The following is a 17,544-nucleotide window of genomic DNA, read 5'->3' on the forward strand; positions in this document are numbered from 1 at the left end:
ACAGTCAGACCATGAATATAAATTATTTCAATTCAAAAGAAGGAGGCGTTATGCAAACATTTACCCTGACCGCGATGAGAAACGAGCACCCCGAGGTGTTCCCTCAATTGATTCACCAAATGCAACAATCACATTGTTCACGGTGCGGAGGAACGATGGTCGAAGAGACGTATATGGATATTTTCTCCGATTATGAGGATTTTAAGTTTCAGGCCAAGCACTGTATTCAATGTGGTGACGTCATCGACCCGTTTATTTTGCTGAACCGTTTGCGAACACATGCAGGTGAGACTCCGTCCGTGAATACTTTGTCTCAGCCGCGTCATCGTGAAAATGGATTGGTGATGACAGGGTAAAAAAACATGGATATTCATTTTGGTGGATTCGACCACAAACGGGTCACAATAAAAGGGCAACTATCATGAACGGCAAAAAATGTAGCTTTTGGATATGTAGCATTCTCCTGAGTCTCATGATGGCGGGAAATGGCATCGCCGCGGACATTCCGAAGGAACCCGGTGAGGCCAATCTCATCAATGAAGATGTGAATATCGTTACGGGATTGTATATCCGGGAATACTCCTTACGGGGAGATGGAGTCGTCGATTATAAAACGGCCCGGCAAATTATTTTTTATGAAAATAATAAATTTTGGAATACGGTCGTTGAAACGGTTCAATGGCCTTTATTCTACTGGCTGGATGACGATCGGGATGGCGTCTTCGATCAATTTGTCGATCAGCGGGTCGAAGGAGATGAAGATTATATCATCCCGTATTTGCCGGTTTCGGAGAAATAGTCTATGCATCATTTGAGAAGAGCAATGATCATCGGCAGCATTCTGGCATGGGCCATCCCTGGCGGATGGGCCTTTTCCTTCGCAAAACCGCCTGTGGCCGAACAGATGTATTGGCAGAAGCAATCCGTGACCTTTCTGGGAACCTCTCTCGACCTGGATGGTGAACCGATCGGAATTGTGTCTGAACTGGACATTTCATTTCGGAAACAGGAAGGTCAGGAAGCGTTGAACGTGACCTTTTCGAGCGGACCGGGAAAATTTTCACCGTTAACTCAAGTGGCCATTCATTCCGGGATCGTCTCGGCGGCTCGCATGGCAGGGCTTGATCCAAAAACCTGGAATGTTTTTTTGAAATTTCCAAATCCCGGTGTGACGATTTACGGGGATAGTTTGACCGCGATGGTAAGTGTAGTGGCCCTGGCGATGGCTAACAATAATGACATTATCCTGAACCACGTGATGACCGGGAAAGTGACCCATGACGGTCATATCGGGGCGGTGGGGGGAATCCCACTGAAAATCCAGGCCGCCTTTGAGGAACATATTCCAAGAGTCATTATTCCTGAAGATCAGTTTCCTGAAGACGATGATTGGCAGACGCCTTTTCTGATGCAGGTTTCTCCCGTCAATACGGTGTTGCAGGCCTATCAGATGTTAACCGGAGCGACACTGTCGGGCACCGGAAACACATCCGAGTTGATGGCGCAGCATTCCAACGAGAAATAGGGAAGAGGGCTAGGCAGGTTTTTGTTGACGCCGATATTTCCTGACGATGGTGACTAAGTTTTCAGCCGGACCTCCCTTCGTGACAAATGCCGCCGCTCCTGCCTCCCGGAACCATCGGGCCACGTCCGGCGTGTCATACACGGATAATCCGATCATCACAGTGTCGGGAAAGAATTGTTTGATATTTTTGATGGCTTCCAGACCGTCCATCTTGGGCATGTGAAGATCCATCACGACGACGTCGGGGCGGAGTGACTCACAAAGGGTCACTGCCTGTTTCCCGTCTTCTGCCTCTCCGACGACTTCAAAATCCACTTGAGCGTTCAGAATATGGCAAAATCCCTCACGGACCATCTTATGATCATCTGCGAGAAGAATGCGGATTTTTTCTGAAGGAGGACGGGAAACATGAGCCTTTTTGTGGGCGTGCACCTGAGTCGGTTTGACCGTGCGTAGCTGGAGATCCTCCTGGCTGTGTTCAATGGGAATACGCAAAAGGACTTGAGTGCCTTGTTGCGGGGCTGAATGGAGAACCATTTCTCCGCCGAGGGCTTCCAATCGCTCTCGAATACTAAAGAGTCCAAAATTGGTCGGAGATTGTTCATTTCTCTCTTCAAGACTTTCATGAAACCCGCAGCCGGAATCCTTCACTTCGATCAGCAGATGGCTGTCCTGTGGGAAAGACAGATTCACCATCACCTCATGCACGCCGGAATGTTTAAGTACGTTATATAACAGTTCCCGAACGGATTGAAAGACGAGAACGGCTTGATCTTCCGGCAGGTTTAGTGTCTCATCTGTACTTTTCAAGGTGACCGTTAATCCCTGTTTTCCCATTTCGGTTCCCAACCAGACGAGAGCGGCATGGAGTCCGAATTCATAGAGACAGGTCGGACTCAGTTGGCTGACCAGTGTTCGTGTATACGTCAGGGATTGATCCAAGAGGTTATCCGCTTCCTGAATCACCTTGAGGAGGGTTTCCTTATCTGAAATCGATTGACCTTGACTTAATTTCAGTCGACAGACGACAAGGAGCTGTGCCAGATAATCATGAAGGTCCGTCGCCAACCGGCGTCGTTCCCGTTGTTCGGTTACCGTGAGATCGGAAGCCATGGCGCGTAGCCGTTCCTGGTTGCGAGTGAGTTCCTGAGTACGTTGCATCACGCGCTCTTCCAATGTGCGATTTAATTCGGCTAATTTGTCACTGGTATCTTTTTGAGCGCTTTTGTCCCGGACCACTTTGGCAAATCCGATCAGTTTGTCGTCGGGGTCGCGTATAGCCGTCACCGCGCCACTGGCCCAAAATCGTGACCCATCGGCCCGTACCAGCCAATTGTCATCGTCCCCTTTTTCTAAGGATTCCGCCCTTCGCAATTCGGTTGCCGGGCGACCATCCCGTTTGTCTTCAGCAGTAAAGAGTAGAGAAAAATGTTTATGCAATGCCGCGACTTCTGTGTGCCCAAAAAGCCGCTCAGCTCCGGAATTCCAATGGGTAATGTTCCCCTCCAAATCAAGCATGATAAAAGCCAGGCCGGTGGCGCCATCAACAAATAGCCGGTACTTTCTTTCACTATCCCGGCGAATCCGCTCATTCTTTTCCCGTTCAATGGCATAGTGCAGAATTCGGGAAAGTAACACGGCATTCATCGAAGATTTCGGGATATAATCCTGTGCCCCTAATTTGATGGCTTCAAGGGCCAGCGGTTCATCATCGGTGCCGGTTAACACCACGAGGGGAATGGCCGAGTTTGCCGACCGGATTATTTTCAAGGTTTCAAGTCCATTGGTTTCCGGCAGATTTAGATCAAGAAGGATAACGTCAAACGGCGTGCCGTGAAGGATGGTCAGGGCCTCTTTCAGCGTCGATACCCGGGTGATATGAAAGGGGGACATGCCGGAGGCATCCTTCAGCCGCTCGCGCACTAATTCTGCGTCGGCCGGATTGTCCTCCACTAACAGGATGGAATGAGTCGGGGATGGGAGATCGCTCATGCCTCTGCCACTTTTGGAGGGAGTTTGACTACAGAGAGCCAGAAATCTTCGAGTGATTGAATCATTTTGATGAATTGCAAAATATCAATGGGTTTGACCAAATACGCGTTGGCATGCAGATCGTAACTCCGCAAGACATCTGCTTCGTCATCAGATGTGGTCAACACCACCACGGGAATTGTGCGGATGTGCGGGTCGGATTTGATTTCCTTTAGAACGTCCCTCCCGTCCTTTTTGGGAAGGTTTAAATCCAACAGAATAAGGTCCGGTCGGGGCGCCTGTTGAAAGGGTGCTGCCTGCCGAATGAAGGCCATGGCGCTGACCCCGTCTTGAACCACATGAAGGGTATTCCGGAGGCGAGCTTCCCGAAAGGCTTCCTGGGTCAGCCGGATATCAGCGGGATTATCCTCTATGAGTAAAATTTCAATAGGATTCTGCATGAACGTTCTCCGGTTTATTTAGGTAGAGTAAAAGAAAACTTGGATCCACTTCCCGGTTCGGATTCCACCCAGATGCGGCCTCCACGGCGCTCCACAATTTTCTTGCATATGGCCAGACCGATTCCGGTGCCCTGATATTCTTCCCTCGTGTGCAGTCTTTTGAACGGAAGAAAGATCCGCTCGAAATATTCCGATCCGACGCCGATCCCGTTATCCTGCACCGAAAAGATCCACCCGTCGGACCCTTCCTCAGCAGATACATGAATATGGGGCGTTTTCGGGCCGTGAAATTTCATGGCATTGGTTATCAGATTTTGGAGTAGATGTTGAAAATGCGACCGATCGGTCCGGATGGTCGGCAGAGGGTCATGAGTGATCGAAGCCTGTTTGTCCTCAATGGCCATGCGGAGATGTTCGAGGACTTCATTGAGCACATCCCCGGCGTTGACCGGAACAGGGTTCAGTTCCTGGGCCTGAATTCTCGAATATTTCAGGAGGTCTTGAATGAGGGTTTGCATGCGATTCGCTCCATCCGTCACGAATCCAATAAATTCCTGACCCTGTTTGTCCAATTGCTCTTTATAGCGCTCCGACAACAACTGCGTAAAGCCATGAATTGTGCGGAGGGGTTCTTGGAGATCATGAGAGGCAATATAGGCAAATTGTTCAAGATCCTCGTTTGATTGCTTAAGGGAGGCTGCGTGGCTGGCCAAGGAGAGGTTTTGTATCGCCAGGAGATTCTCCAACCTCTTTTGCTGAGAAATATCCCGTGCAATTTTCGACGCGCCAATTGCGTTTCCCCACCGGTCGATAATGGGGGAAATTGTTAGCGATACCGGTATGTCCTGTCCGTCCTTCCTCCGCCGAATCGTTTCAAAATTTTGAATCGGCTTCCCACTCTGAAGTTTTGCCAGAATATCCTTTTCTTCGGCAATCCGGTCTGGCGGAAACAGAAATGGCATGTATTGCCCGATGCTCTCCTGTGACGAATATCCGAACATCTGTTCGGCTCCGTTGTTCCAACTGGTGACTTGTCCTTGGAGTGTTTGGCCGATAATGGCGTCAGGGGTGGATTCCACGATAGAGGCTAACCGAAGCCGGACCTCCATCCCCTGACGATATTGATAAGAGAGGAGGGCTGTGGCCCAAATCATAAAAAGCGATAACAGACGATTGGCCACGGCATTGCCGGCAATGGTACTCCCCGAATATACGACGTTCACGCCTGGGGAATAGATTACTCCAACAATGGCAAAGACCGTGCAGACTCCCGCGACGATGAATGGTGATTTTGGATAGGGCAAATAGTGAGTCAGCATGATGGCACTCACATATAACATGCCAATCGCGACTCCTGTTTTGGTGAATAGATCCAACACGAAAATACCGACAATGAGAGCGCTGATGGCTACCAGCAGGATAATATCCAATTTTTTTGCGTGAGCCCCGGCTTTGACCTGTTCTTGAACCGTCATCATACGTTCACTTTTTTCCTTTTAAAACTGAAGAACAGCATGCGCATTCCGGGTTCTGTGTAAAAAATAAGAAGAAAGTGGACTCCAAATATTACCTCGAATGATGAGACGGATGCGGTTCTCACTCGGCTACGGTTACACAGAACGACGTTGGGGTCCTGTCGTGAAAGAACGAAATTCGGAAAAGTATAGCTTCAACGATTAAGTCTTGTCTAAGAGTGAAAGTCCACATCTGTGACCCACCGGGTCATCCAGGGTTGTTGTTCAATCAACCCAGGGTTTCTCTCAGGTCTTGCCGCCCAAACGATTCTGTATAAATAAAAAAAACAAGGATTAAAAGGCAACTGACACCCCATAAGGAGAACAAACCCATGAACACAAGTCTTGAACAGGAAACGGTTCATCCAAAGAAATCGGGGCAGACCGGAATGTCGCGTTGTTTGTTCGGGGATTGGCCGCGGCGAATGGTGCTCAAGTTGGCTCTGCCCGTTACAGACTTACCGCTTTCCCTGCCGTCCTGCAAGGAACGCATGAGCACTGATGTTAAGGCCTGTTAAAAACAGGGAGAGGAAACCAGATCTATGTCAACGATCGTCTTAGTCATACTCATTCTTTTGCTGGTCGGGGCCTTGCCGGTCTGGCCGTACAGTTCGTCGTGGGGGCCCTACCCCAGTGGCGGGCTTGGATTGGTGCTGGTGATCGTGCTGATTCTGGCTTTGACAGGAAGAGTGTAAGCCTCGCTTTGCGATCTTTTTGTTTATCATAAGAGAGACGGAGAAGTTGGGTATGCCCTTAAGAAAAACCACATGGTGGACCATAGTAGTCGGATTATTCTTGTTGGGTTCAATGGGGGGAATGCTGTTGGCTTCTACAAACCCTACCGACTCAAAGGTATCAGCGACCAACCCGGGAAAGCCAATCACGACTTCGGCCTTACATATCGTGAATGAAGAAGGTCAGGTCCGTGCAACCCTGAGTCTGTGGGACGGTGAGCACCCGGCACTCATCATGGGAGATGAGCATTGTGACCGTCGAACTTCTCTTGCCGTGTATGGGAAGGAGCGAACCGGATTAACTCTCTACGGAGAGGACTGTAAGCGGAGGGTTGCTTTGGAAGTTCAGAGCGATGACCTCCCAATGTTCGTTTTACGGGATCATTTGGATAATCCGCGGGTTCAAGTCGTGTTAAATAAGGACGGGAGTCCCCTGGTCCGGTTGTTTGATGCGAATGGAAAAGCCCTGTGGGAAAAGCCATAACCTATTAAGCATATTTTTCATTACAATTTTTTCCTGATTTCAGGACTATCATGTCCCGGCATAGGGCATAAAAGAAGGAGACCAATGTCTACCGATTCAACATGTATGCACACGACCAGGATGAAGCGACTGTTCCTCACGGGAATCCTATTATTGATCGCCGGCAGCTTTTTGGGGATGGTATATGCCGCGGATCAGGACAACCCCAAAAGCTGGAAGGCAGTGCCGGGCCCGAAAGAGCTGGTTCCGGACATTGGTCCTCCGGCCGTCGTTAAGGACTGGCAACGTGCCTATCCACAGTATCAACCCGTCGGAAAAGGCGATACGGAAGAGGCTCCGGACGCGAAGCCGGGGACACCCAATCCTCCGGATATTCATACATTGGGTGGCCGGACCCCTAGTTCATTTGTGTTTGATCTGAGTCCCAAGGATCCACTTGAGAAGGTGATTGAGCGGGAACGCCAGCAACGATCAAAGATCAACACCCAACAGCAACAATTGCTTGAGGAGCGGTATGACTTGTCCCCGCAATTTGTCGAAGGGGTCACGATGACGCGAGGGAAGCCCATCCCCAAGGGGCCCACCGCTCGCTTACCGAAGGGCCTCAATTTTGAACAGCTCGGCAAAATGCCTCCGGAAGAGATAAAGGCCAAAGATCTCTTCCCCTACCTGCCGTTGCCGCATCCGCTTCATTCAACAGGCGGCATGGTGTTTCCGTCGATGATGACGGATATTCATCCTGAGCGTGAACGGTTTGATGTTCTTCATGATGTGCCGGATCATTTTTTGCCGGAATTTCCACCTCCTCTGTTTTTAACAAGCCGTCCGGACTTAGGCGATGTCTCACAAGGTCAGGAAATCACCAATGAAAATTTCTATGCGTTGTTCGATGGCATTCTCTCGCCCGTGCAGTTTGACGGGGTTCGATTACTGGTCGAAAAAATTCCCCAACAGCAATTTAATGCGACTGACGACCGGAAAACGATTGCGCCCAGCCGGGGGGTTTCCTGTTTTGATTGCCATGTGAACGGGCATACCAATGGCGCCATACATTTGAATCCGGATAACCGGCCTCAATTCTCACGGTTTCGCATCGAAACGCCGACCCTACGCGGCGTCAATATCCAGGAGGTCTTTGGATCCAAGCGAGCCTTGGCGTCCGTTGAGGATTTCTCCGAATTTGAAAACCGGTCTGCCTATTTCGATCATGATCTGGCGACAGCCGAAAAAAAAGGACGTCGTGATTTGACCCGAACGGAAGTGATGAAAATGGCTCAGTTTCAGAAGCTTGTCGATTTTCCCCCTGCGCCGAAGTTAGACCTTTTTGGCCGATTGAATTCTCAAAAAGCCAGCGAAAAAGAATTGCGAGGTGAAGCGCTCTTTTTTGGGAAAGCGAAATGTGTGGCCTGCCATACTGCTCCGTATTTTACGGATAACCTGATGCATGACTTGCGGGTGGAACGGTTTTATCATGGCCGGGCAGAGGGATCTATTAAAACGTTTCCCCTTCGGGGAATCAAAGATTCCCCACCCTATCTCCATGACGGTCGCCTCCTGACTCTCGAAGACACGGTAGAGTTTTTTGCCCTAGTCACCGGAGTCCAGTTGACCACAGAAGAAAAAGCGGATCTCTCCGCTTATCTTCGAGCCTTGTAAGGCGAAGATTTTCAAGTGAAGGATTGATGAGTTCGGTGTTGGATTCTCTTAAGGAGCATGCCCCATGAAACAACCGGCCCATGCCGATCAGGTCTTTATCCTATCCTTGTGCTGCCTGGGATTCATGGTTGCTTTAGCATTGCCCCTGGTTGAACCGGCCTTGGGGGATAGTGGTCAGGATACATCCTCCGGTGGCATTCAATCCGATGACCACTCAAAAAATCCGTCCGGTGAAGATTCCCCCCTCATAGGGGGAGGTGTCCGGATCCCCCCCGACATCGGCGCTTCAGGTACCTCATCTTCCACTCCTCCGGTTCGAACCGAATCACCCACAGACGAACCTGACATTCTTCCGGATGCCTCACCTGTTCCCACCGATCCCTCAATTCCTGAAAAGGCTCCGGTCAAAGAGAGTGAGCCGTTAGGACAACCCAAACAGCTTGAAAAGACGCCCGAAAAAATGGAACGCTTTTGAGCGTTGTCTGTGTGCCGGGAGAAAGGCCGATTTGTTGTTGGAAATTTTGAAGCCGTACTCCCTTTCTCCAGATTACATATAGAAAACCAATGAGAGTCAAATGGTTGTCTCTGTGCTGAGCATATTGATGATTTCTCGTATGGAGGAGAAAGATGTTGGGACTCTTTATCTAATCTAATGTGGGATCGATCCATAAACGAATGCGGACATTTCTCGCTCCGGCTTCGTAGGCGTTTTCCACCGCATCCACAATTTCCCCTCGATTCTCGACTCTTCCAGAGAGTGTGACGATCCCGTTTCGAGCTTCAACACGAATGGGAACAGAATTCACAAATGGGCTCCAATACAGCTCCTCTTCAACCGCTTCTTTCAATTCCTCATCGGTCATCTTTTTCCATGGGAAGTTTTGGTTTTTGATGCGGAGTTGATTATTGACATTCGTGGCTCCGGCGTCATAGGCGATTTCGACCACATCCACCAAGGCATCCTGATCTTCGACATATCCTGAGAGTACTGTTTCGCCCTGTCCCACGTGAACCGTGATCTCACCATTCTTATATGGACTGGCTTCCAAGCGCCGTTGAATGCGATATTTTATTTCTTCGTCTGGCAACACAGAGGTCTTGTCGGCGGATAGCGGATCATGTGCTTCTGGAGTAATGGCTTCGTCAAATCCTGTTGCAGGGACAGCCAGGATCTGGCCATGGGTTTGTTCCATCATGGCTACGATGAATAATGAACACATCATCCATACGCATACCAGTAAATGTTTGCATGGGGAGTTCATAGGCACCTCCAGAACGATTTGGCCATTCTCCGATTGGCCAGGAAAAGCTCTCACTCCGATTTATTCCGGCAGCCGCCATGTCCGGTGTGATGGCAGAGAGCAGACAACGGCTTATCAAAACATATCAAAATGAGAAAAAAGGAAACCTGGATTAAACCCTGGGTGTTCGAGCAATTTTCAAGGAGAAGTGTAAAGGAGAATTGTAGATGAGAGGATCGTGAGGAAAAACCCGGGTCCCTCTGGGGGAAAAATCAAGGAAATCGTTTCCTGACGCGCAATCGTTCATCCGCAGATGCAGAATTTTCTCTTTTCCTCTTGAGCGGTCAGGAACATGTTCCCGATGCCAGAGTGGTCAATCGGGGCTTCACCATGCCAGCTATGTATTTAATCATCTCTATTAGCGGGTTTTTGGGTGGTTTCGTGGGTGGCATGAATGAGCTGAACCGCTTTTTCGGGATCACTTTCCGCTGCAAATGTTTCTGCGGCCGTCAGGAGCATCTCGGATTGTACCAATTGACTGTTTGAACCCTGGTTTGAGTGAGACTTGAGGAGTTTGAGGATATGGGTGGCTTTTAATGCCTGATCAAGCTGATTATCGTCAAGCAACCGATGGATTTCCTGAAGAATGTGTGTATCGATGTTCGAAAAGGAGAGGTCCTTCTCCGTTTCAGCGTCAGGCGAGGTGTTTGGCGATTGGGAAATCCATTGAATCGCCTCAGGAGAGAGAGTGAAGCGATCATGGCGAATGGTTTCAATAAGAAACCGCAATACCTTCCACGCATGAATGGTGAGATCTTCGACTTTTTTCATGCCGAGTGTGGATTGAAGAGCCGATACTTCTTTGCTCATGTCATCGGATATCGTGAATTGGATTTCCATGTTTAACATGCCTTTCACATGCCACTGTTACTTCTCATCACATCACTTCAAGATATCGCAGGAAAGAGCGGGAAGGCGACTGGGGAAAACCCTGGCCGTAAGCCTTTTTTTGATCCCATCCTTCAAGAAGGAGGTTCAAGGGTTTTTCCCAGTTACGCTGTTTTGTGTTTCCGCCTATATTTGGCTCCTAGAAAAGGGTTGGAGCCGATTGTTGGATTTGTGTTGGGGGACCTTATGCGCATGAAAACCAGTAATGATTATCCGGTCAAAGATTTCAAGCTCAAGGGATTGAACGGTATTTCAGATAAAACGTTAGAGATGCATTTGAAGCTTTACGAAGGCTACGTGAAAGCCACCAACTCTCTTTCCAGACAAATCGGGGAGTTTTTGATCGATGGGCAGGTGGATCAGGAGGAAATGCCGGCCTACTCCGAACTCACCCGGCGGCTGGGATTTGAATATAATGGCATGGTGCTCCATGAATTGTATTTTCAAAATATGACCTCCCAGGCGTCCAAATCGCCCCAAGGACAGGATTCCCTGCTGAAAGCTCTTGAAGGCAGCTTTGGGAGTTTTGAGACCTGGAAAACGGATTTTTCAAGCGTGGGGAAGATGCGCGGAGTCGGCTGGGCTGTGTGCAATCTCAATCCGGAAAACGGCAGGATCTCCAATCATTGGATCAGCCTTCATGAATTCGGCAATATTGCAGGTTTTCGTCCTATTTTAGTGATGGATGTGTGGGAACATGCGTATTTGTTGGATTTTCAACCGTCGGAACGAGGCAAATACATTGATCATTTCCTTTCCCAAGTACATTGGGATGTTGTGGCCAAACGTCTAGAGGGGCGATTATGAACAACGCCATATACCATGGCTGGTGCCTGCCTAGTGTTGATGTTCGTGATACCTCTCCAATCCCGAACCCCGATCCTAACCCCAACCCGGACCCTTTCCCTAATCCTGGACCTCTTCCAAACCCTATGCCTGACCCACCGCAGCCTCCCACTCCTCCTCCAACACGTCCCCCCGTACCCAAAATTCCTTCACTTTCCCTTTCCTTATTGGAATTCGTATCTTTATGATGCTTGGATTTGCGGATCCACAACATAGCAAGACTGAAGTTGTCAAAGCGCGTTGGTAAAACATAGAGTTTTGCCAAATTGGAATCAATTGGGCGGTTTATTGTAGACTTATCTGCATGATTCTTTCATAATGTCACTCCTAGATTTCATAATAACAATTTATCTTTAATTCTTTTTTTACATGAGCAAAGCGCGGGTACTCTTAGCTGAAGATCACGTTCTGGTTAGTGAGGGGCTGACCAAACTACTGGAAGCTGATTTCACATTGGTGGGGACTGTTGTCGACGGTCATGCATTAGTGAAAGCCGTCAAGAAACATACACCGGACATTGCGATCATTGATATTTCACTGCCGCTATTGAATGGGTTGGAAGCCGCCCGACAAATAAAAAAATGTGAACCCCAAACAAAATTAATTTTTCTCACTATGCATTCCGAGGAACATTTTGTCCATGAGGCCTTCAAGGCCGGTGGGGTGGGGTATATTTTAAAACAATCTGCGACAGCAGAATTAGTGTTTGCGATTAAGGAGGTGTATCAGGGGCGCACCTACGTTTCTCCTTCTATTGCCCAGGGTCTGGTCAGTCAAGCACTGAACCCCTCTGCTAATTCGAAAAAACCCCCTCAGGCAGAGACTCCCGCATTGACTCAACGACAGGTGGAAATCCTTCAATTGGTTGCTGAAGGAAAATCCAATAAAGACATTGCGATCATTTTAAATTTGGCCGTCAAAACCGTGGAATTTCATAAGACACGTGTCATGCAGGTCTTAGGACTCAAAACGGCCTCCGAACTTACGAAATATGCCATTTCCAATGGAATTATTTCTGTGTAACAGCTGGTCGAGTCCTTTGGATTCATTCTTTTCCTCCCGTAGCCTTTTTCAGCTCCTTTCAGAACCTCACCGCGATCGTAAGTGCCAGTTAGCTTGAGGAGGGTACTCTCTTAATCAAGGGAGGAAATCCCTAATTTGACAGCGTATTTCGTCAGATCTGCCTTAGAGTGAAGACCCAGGGCCTGCACAATTTGCATTTTATGGAATGCGACTGTGCTTTGAGATATGGCCAACAAGTTGGCTATGTCTTTCGCCGAGAAACCTTGAGCCACAAGCTTTAACACCTCCTGTTGCCTGGGAGTCAATTTTCCGGAAAGTTCGGTCCCCGGCATCCCATCCATTTGGGCAAGAACCGCATTCTGGACCTCCTCAGGAATGAGGGGAGAGAGATATTTCCGGTTTTCCTGAACTTGTTGAATCGCTGATAACAATTCGTTCCCTGCCGTTTGCTTCGGGACATACCCTTCACCGCCACTACGGAACGCCTCCATGATAAAGGTAGGTTCTAAATGCATGGAAACAAAAATTATTTTAATTGATGGACATATCGTTTTTAACATTAGAGCAGCTTCGTATCCGTTTTGATCCGGCATTGAGATGTCCATGAGAAGAATGTCGGGCTTGGTTTGTCGGATTTGGCCGGCCAAATCACTTGCGGTATGGGCCTCCCCAACGATGTCGTGATAGGGTTCAAGCAATTTTTTACAGCTCTCTAATACAAGAATATGATCGTCAACAAGGAATAATCGTGCCCGCTTCGTTGTATTCATACTCTAATAACGTCTGGTAGGTGACATTTCTCCCAGATAGCTCATGCGAATTGAAGACCCCGAATCTCATGGCCTAAAAAACGTTCCACTTTAACATTTCCCAACATTTTCTTCTCCATACCGTTCTCTCCGTACTTTAATGTAGCCAGGATTGGCTTTTTCGCCAACTGGACAAAACCCTTGGATAATTGATTGTAATTATGACTGAATTAATGAATCCAGGGCCGCGAAGGGTTTGTTGAATATTTGGTGGTGGTTGATATTGAACAAGAAGGATTGGCGGAATTTTCAGTATCCCTCTCTCCTCCTTGAGAGACTTCTCGAGATTTGTCTCTGATGTGGGAGAGCCCTTATCTATTTCTTTCGGGCCTTCCGGGAGAGTCATTCAGGAATTGTCTTTCCAAACAAAGGAATGAAGCGAATCATGGAGGGGAATCCCCTTCATGATTCGCTTCATAAAGATGAACATGTCCTGAACGTGACGCGTGCAGCCTCACAAGGATCAGGGTTAATCCTTTTCAATCTTTACGACTTCTCCTGAATGAGCATCCACATAAACTTCTCTGGTTTTTTCATTTTCGTCGACGATTTTAACTTCGAAAACAGTCTTACCCTGTTCTTTTTCTAATTCGACATCCACGGCCTTGCCCTTCACCGTTGTCATGGCTTTTTCCACAGCTTCGACGAGTGTGATTTGCGTGCCCTTCAATAATTCGGCTGGGTCCTCATCAAACAAGGCTAACGCCGAGCTGACCGGCAGAAGACACGTGGCCATCATGACATTGAGAATGAGACGATTCTTCATAGCGGACTCCTTTGTTGTAAATATGAGCATCATTGTCCTATCGCAGACCTTCAAAGCGAGTATGCCCTTCCCGAACGCCTGTGGCATTAGACAAAAAGGCATGATCCAACCTGATGTTGTCTGCCCAGGGAGGTGCATTTTAAATAGATATTTTGGTCATTTTGTGAGGGAAAACACACAAAATAAAACAAGGATTCATAAATGGCTTCGGTGCTGGGAGCAAACGTGGATGAGGGTGTGGAGTATTTGAATATTTGGCCTTTCCATTGTCATTGTGTGCAATGTGCGGCAGAGACCCAGTGGGGAAGATTTTATAGAGTGCTCAAAAGGGTTCGTTCAAAAAATCTGCACTTGCATGGATGAAGGGGAGGGTACGAAGGAATCGGTGATCACGACCATTTCGGCCAGGACCCCCATGGCGCACTTTTCCCTACTCCCTGAATCATTCTCAATGGAGAGGAAGTATAGCTAGGGGGACAATGGGATCGTGATGGTGATGGTTGTGCCTCTCTGAGGAGAGGAGATAATATCTAACTGTCCTTTTACGGCCTTAATGCGTTCGCGATAAAAGAAGAGGCCCAGATGTCCAGAATCCTGTTCGCGTTGGCTGACCACTGGGTCAAATCCTTTTCCCGAATCGAGTACCCGGATGAGAAGCTCGTGTTCCGAAGGACATTCCCAATCAATCGATGCGTTCGCGACTCCTGCATGTTTTATGACATTAATCAGCAACTCCCGAACGGTCTTGTAGACCACGATGCTGATATTTTCTGCAACCTTCACTGATGGGACGATCCCAGGACTCGACACCGTTAAACCAAAGCGTCGCATATCCGCAATGAGGTATTGGAGTGCGGCCAGTAATCCCTGCTGGTGCAATATGGCCGGGTGTAAATCCGAGATCAGTGTTCGGGTAAATGTCAAGGATTGATCGATGATTCCGTCAACCTCCTGAAGGACCCTTGCATAGGCCGGTTTGATGGTTTCCTGACCAATTTGGGCGAGCTTGAGTCGACAGGCGATGAGCATCTGGGCAAGATAATCATGTAATTCGTTTGCCAGGTGTTGGCGTTCGCGTTGTTCGACAAGGGCCAATTCTACCAACATGGACCGCAATTGTTCCTGATGGAACACCAGATCTTTTGTCCGTTCGGTGACCAGCTGATTTAAATATGAATTATTTTCAGACAGCCGGTTCGCGCTTTTTACCTCTTCCCGCATCTTGACCGTCATTTCATTTTGAATCTGCATGAGTTCCACGAACGCCCGCTGGTTGAACTTTTCCGGTTCCTCCCCGATTAAAATGATCGCCTGAGAAGAGGTCTTCTGGACTAAGCAGTCGAACGTGTGAGGATTGTAAGCCGAATCAATAAAATTGAGCTGGATCCGCTCGTGGGAGTTGGAACTCCCAATTTCAAGAACATCCTGAAGGCGATGTTGGTCCGTTGTGGTGAGAAAATCCCAGATGGTTTTGGTCTCAAATTCTGTTTTGGGTATGTTGAGTTTACCAAGCAGGACGTCGTTATAGACCTGAATTCGTCCATCGGGACTGATCACACAATACACGATGGTATCTGTTTGATTCAGAAACGCTTCAAGGAGCAGGATGGAATCACCAAGAAAATCCATAAGTTCACCTTGGTCTTCCCGGTGAGGAAGACGTTCCAGTTCAAGGATTTGCGTGACGGTCGGATCCAACTTGAGGCCCTGGGGAAGCATGTTGTGGGAAAGGCGATGTTCGGGACTTTTATGCCAGGCGTGAAAGGTTTCACGATCGGTCCAACGCGTGACCAGGTGGAAAATACTTGGATCTGAGGGAGGGGTATACACTTCTATTCCTAAGAATCCCGGCACGGTCTCTACCAACCTGGGTCGTTCTTGAAAGGCCTTAGCCACGTCCTGTTCCAACCCGTTTGCGACCTTAAATCGTGATATGACAAGCACCATTATTGTGTTCCCATCATGCCAAAAGGGTCGTTAAGGAGCGTAAATCGTGCGCAAACCCATCTGCTCCGATTTCTCGAAAGACATCGGGGAGTGACCGGAATGCCGATCCGCCCACAAGGATGCGAGGGGTGTGCTCCGGGAGAAAATGATTTCTGATGTCTTTGATCAAATCTCTCACAGTCGGGACCTTGAGAACCATCGTCGCGGAAATACCGACAAGTGTGGGTTGGAATTCCTTGATCATGTGAAGGATGGCCTGATGAGGAATATTGACACCTAAAAACCGGATATCCCATCCTCTCGCTTCGAGCAGGTCCGCCACCATGTGGGACCCCACTTGATGGAGTTCGCCTTCCACACCGGTGATAATCCCTTTCCCTTGAAACGGTTGTGCAGGTTTAACGCAGGAATAGAGGTTGGCCATCACATATTGGGTGATGGCCGTCGCCACGTGTTCCTGGGCGACCGAGATACGATTGGATTCCCAGAGTCTGCCGATTTCATATAACGATTCTTGAAAAAGTTCTACATACACATCGGAGAGAGAGTCGGTCATCGAAAACGCTTCAATCGCAATCGTTTTGGCAGCGTGGCGGTCTCCGGCCAAAAGGGCTTGAAGAAAGATTTCCTGATGCAGTGTTAACGGAGAGCGGGGAGGCGTGGCGGTGGGAGCTTCTGATAGTGGAGACTCATGAGGGCTCTCTATTAAATGGGTCCGCACGACCCTTTTTTCCAAATCGGTAAGATGGGGCTCTAATGCCTGAGAGATGTGGTTCAAAAACTTCTGGAGTACACTCCGGGGAATACTTCTTGCCTGAAGCACATTGGTTGTCCAACGTACGTATTGTCTGAAAGTTTCCTCCGTTCCAAATTCAATGGCCGTTCTGAGAAAAGTCAAGTGGAAACGGGCGTCGGTGGCACAGTGTACCTTCCCTGATTCTCCATACGCATCTGTTTCGGGATAGTGTTGAAAGAACTGTGTCGTAATGACCTCAATTACCTCCCCTTCAAGGAACTTCAATTTTTCTGCAAGCCGGTGCCGGTCTTTACTGGGGACGTCTTTCATAAAAATGGGGAAGAGGGCATGGAAAGGATAAATGCCTCATTACCTTACGAAGATAAGGAAAATACGAGAAAGATTGAAAGTGTGAATGGTCCAGGTTGACGAGTCATGCCAGGCAAAATGGTTCAAGGCCGTTAGTTTAGCTCTGCAGGACACTATGTTCAACCAGACGTGGGGTGATCATTAATACTTGCGGATGGCTTTGAAATGAGCAATTTGGTGTAGGCGTGGAATGGTGGGGCTATGGAACAGACAGGATAGCATTAAACGACCGATTGAAGAGCGCTTCAGGAAGGTGATTTCATTGATCTGCCAATGGTTGAGACCTGTCCCAGGATGTTCGAGGGTCCAGATTCGTAACAAGTCCACGACTCAGATCCGTGTGGGCGATACCACCCACACTCAATCAGGAGACTGATTTGCATAAAAAATGGAACTCTACTGCCTTTAAGACTTCGGATACCGGTAAAGATCCACTCGTTCAAACCAGCTCCTTGCATGGATATAAGACCGTTGTAAATGGAAAGTTTATCTAGTGAGGAAGAGCAGATTTTCT

19 protein-coding genes are annotated in these 17,544 nt (G+C 48.4%); 10 read left to right on the plus strand and 9 right to left on the minus strand.

Features of this window, described 5'->3' with window-relative positions; all coding sequences use genetic code 11:
- Positions 1-50: 50 nt before the first annotated feature.
- From PQG83_RS02660 to PQG83_RS02670, 3 genes are all read left to right on the plus strand, one after another.
- On the plus strand, positions 51-356 hold the full coding sequence (locus PQG83_RS02660) for a hypothetical protein (protein WP_312746495.1): 306 nt from the start codon (positions 51-53) through the stop codon (positions 354-356).
- 65 nt (positions 357-421) lie between these two features.
- Positions 422-799, plus strand: coding sequence for a hypothetical protein (locus tag PQG83_RS02665; protein ID WP_312746498.1), 378 nt, complete (start codon positions 422-424; stop codon positions 797-799).
- Between the two features lie 3 nt (positions 800-802).
- The gene (locus PQG83_RS02670) at positions 803-1,525 is read left to right on the plus strand and encodes a S16 family serine protease (protein ID WP_312746500.1); all 723 of its coding nucleotides are present in this window, start codon (positions 803-805) and stop codon (positions 1,523-1,525) included.
- A gap of 9 nt (positions 1,526-1,534) precedes the next feature.
- Here PQG83_RS02670 and PQG83_RS02675 read toward each other — a convergent pair whose 3' ends face one another.
- Genes PQG83_RS02675 through PQG83_RS02685 form a run of 3 tightly spaced genes read right to left on the minus strand, consistent with a single transcriptional unit; the run spans position 1,535 to position 5,435 of the window.
- Positions 1,535-3,517, minus strand: coding sequence for a response regulator (locus PQG83_RS02675; RefSeq protein ID WP_312746502.1), 1,983 nt, complete (start codon positions 3,515-3,517; stop codon positions 1,535-1,537).
- A complete protein-coding gene (locus tag PQG83_RS02680) occupies positions 3,514-3,957 on the minus strand; it encodes a response regulator (protein WP_312746504.1) in 444 nt (147 codons plus the stop codon). Before PQG83_RS02680 ends, PQG83_RS02675 begins: the two co-directional genes overlap by 4 nt.
- Positions 3,958-3,971: 14 nt before the next feature.
- The gene (locus PQG83_RS02685) at positions 3,972-5,435 is read right to left on the minus strand and encodes a sensor histidine kinase (protein ID WP_312746506.1); all 1,464 of its coding nucleotides are present in this window, start codon (positions 5,433-5,435) and stop codon (positions 3,972-3,974) included.
- A gap of 368 nt (positions 5,436-5,803) precedes the next feature.
- Here PQG83_RS02685 and PQG83_RS02690 point away from each other — a divergent pair, with 368 nt between their 5' ends.
- The 5 genes from PQG83_RS02690 (at position 5,804) to PQG83_RS02710 (ending at position 8,820) form a co-directional block, all read left to right on the plus strand.
- Positions 5,804-5,989 (plus strand): hypothetical protein, encoded by a 186-nt coding sequence (locus PQG83_RS02690; protein WP_312746509.1) that lies wholly within the window; start codon positions 5,804-5,806, stop codon positions 5,987-5,989.
- A 24-nt stretch (positions 5,990-6,013) separates the two neighbouring features.
- Positions 6,014-6,166, plus strand: coding sequence for a DUF3309 domain-containing protein (locus PQG83_RS02695; protein WP_312746513.1), 153 nt, complete (start codon positions 6,014-6,016; stop codon positions 6,164-6,166).
- Positions 6,167-6,218: 52 nt separating this feature from the next.
- The gene (locus tag PQG83_RS02700) at positions 6,219-6,689 is read left to right on the plus strand and encodes a hypothetical protein (protein WP_312746515.1); all 471 of its coding nucleotides are present in this window, start codon (positions 6,219-6,221) and stop codon (positions 6,687-6,689) included.
- Positions 6,690-6,773: 84 nt separating this feature from the next.
- Complete coding sequence (locus PQG83_RS02705; RefSeq protein ID WP_312746518.1) at positions 6,774-8,345, plus strand: hypothetical protein; 1,572 nt, start codon at positions 6,774-6,776, stop codon at positions 8,343-8,345.
- Between the two features lie 64 nt (positions 8,346-8,409).
- Entirely contained in the window at positions 8,410-8,820 is a 411-nt protein-coding gene (locus PQG83_RS02710) for a hypothetical protein (RefSeq protein WP_312746520.1), read from the plus strand.
- A 169-nt stretch (positions 8,821-8,989) separates the two neighbouring features.
- Here the strand turns inward: PQG83_RS02710 and PQG83_RS02715 are convergent, their stop codons facing one another.
- Complete coding sequence (locus PQG83_RS02715) at positions 8,990-9,607, minus strand: BON domain-containing protein (protein ID WP_312746522.1); 618 nt, start codon at positions 9,605-9,607, stop codon at positions 8,990-8,992.
- Between the two features lie 384 nt (positions 9,608-9,991).
- Positions 9,992-10,486 (minus strand): hypothetical protein, encoded by a 495-nt coding sequence (locus PQG83_RS02720; RefSeq protein WP_312746525.1) that lies wholly within the window; start codon positions 10,484-10,486, stop codon positions 9,992-9,994.
- A gap of 240 nt (positions 10,487-10,726) precedes the next feature.
- Between PQG83_RS02720 and PQG83_RS02725 the strand changes: the two genes are divergently transcribed.
- Both PQG83_RS02725 and PQG83_RS02730 read left to right on the plus strand, forming a co-directional pair.
- A complete protein-coding gene (locus PQG83_RS02725; protein ID WP_312746528.1) occupies positions 10,727-11,341 on the plus strand; it encodes a superoxide dismutase in 615 nt (204 codons plus the stop codon).
- Between the two features lie 408 nt (positions 11,342-11,749).
- Positions 11,750-12,403 (plus strand): response regulator, encoded by a 654-nt coding sequence (locus tag PQG83_RS02730; protein WP_312746532.1) that lies wholly within the window; start codon positions 11,750-11,752, stop codon positions 12,401-12,403.
- Between the two features lie 110 nt (positions 12,404-12,513).
- On the opposite strand, the gene PQG83_RS02735 is transcribed toward PQG83_RS02730, so the two are convergent.
- The 4 genes from PQG83_RS02735 to PQG83_RS02750 all read right to left on the minus strand — a co-directional run bounded on the left by PQG83_RS02735 (position 12,514) and on the right by PQG83_RS02750 (position 16,946).
- A complete protein-coding gene (locus PQG83_RS02735) occupies positions 12,514-13,173 on the minus strand; it encodes a response regulator (protein WP_312746534.1) in 660 nt (219 codons plus the stop codon).
- Positions 13,174-13,681: 508 nt separating this feature from the next.
- The gene (locus PQG83_RS02740; RefSeq protein WP_312746537.1) at positions 13,682-13,978 is read right to left on the minus strand and encodes a PepSY domain-containing protein; all 297 of its coding nucleotides are present in this window, start codon (positions 13,976-13,978) and stop codon (positions 13,682-13,684) included.
- 468 nt (positions 13,979-14,446) lie between these two features.
- Positions 14,447-15,925, minus strand: a complete 1,479-nt coding sequence (locus PQG83_RS02745) for an antibiotic biosynthesis monooxygenase (RefSeq protein WP_312746540.1) — start codon at positions 15,923-15,925, stop codon at positions 14,447-14,449.
- A gap of 13 nt (positions 15,926-15,938) precedes the next feature.
- Positions 15,939-16,946: a cobalamin B12-binding domain-containing protein gene (locus tag PQG83_RS02750; RefSeq protein ID WP_312746543.1), complete on the minus strand. Its 1,008-nt coding sequence runs from the start codon at positions 16,944-16,946 to the stop codon at positions 15,939-15,941.
- Positions 16,947-17,544 lie beyond the last annotated feature (598 nt).

It is taken from the genome of Candidatus Nitrospira neomarina (assembly GCF_032051675.1).
Lineage (GTDB): Bacteria > Nitrospirota > Nitrospiria > Nitrospirales > UBA8639 > Nitrospira_E > Nitrospira_E neomarina.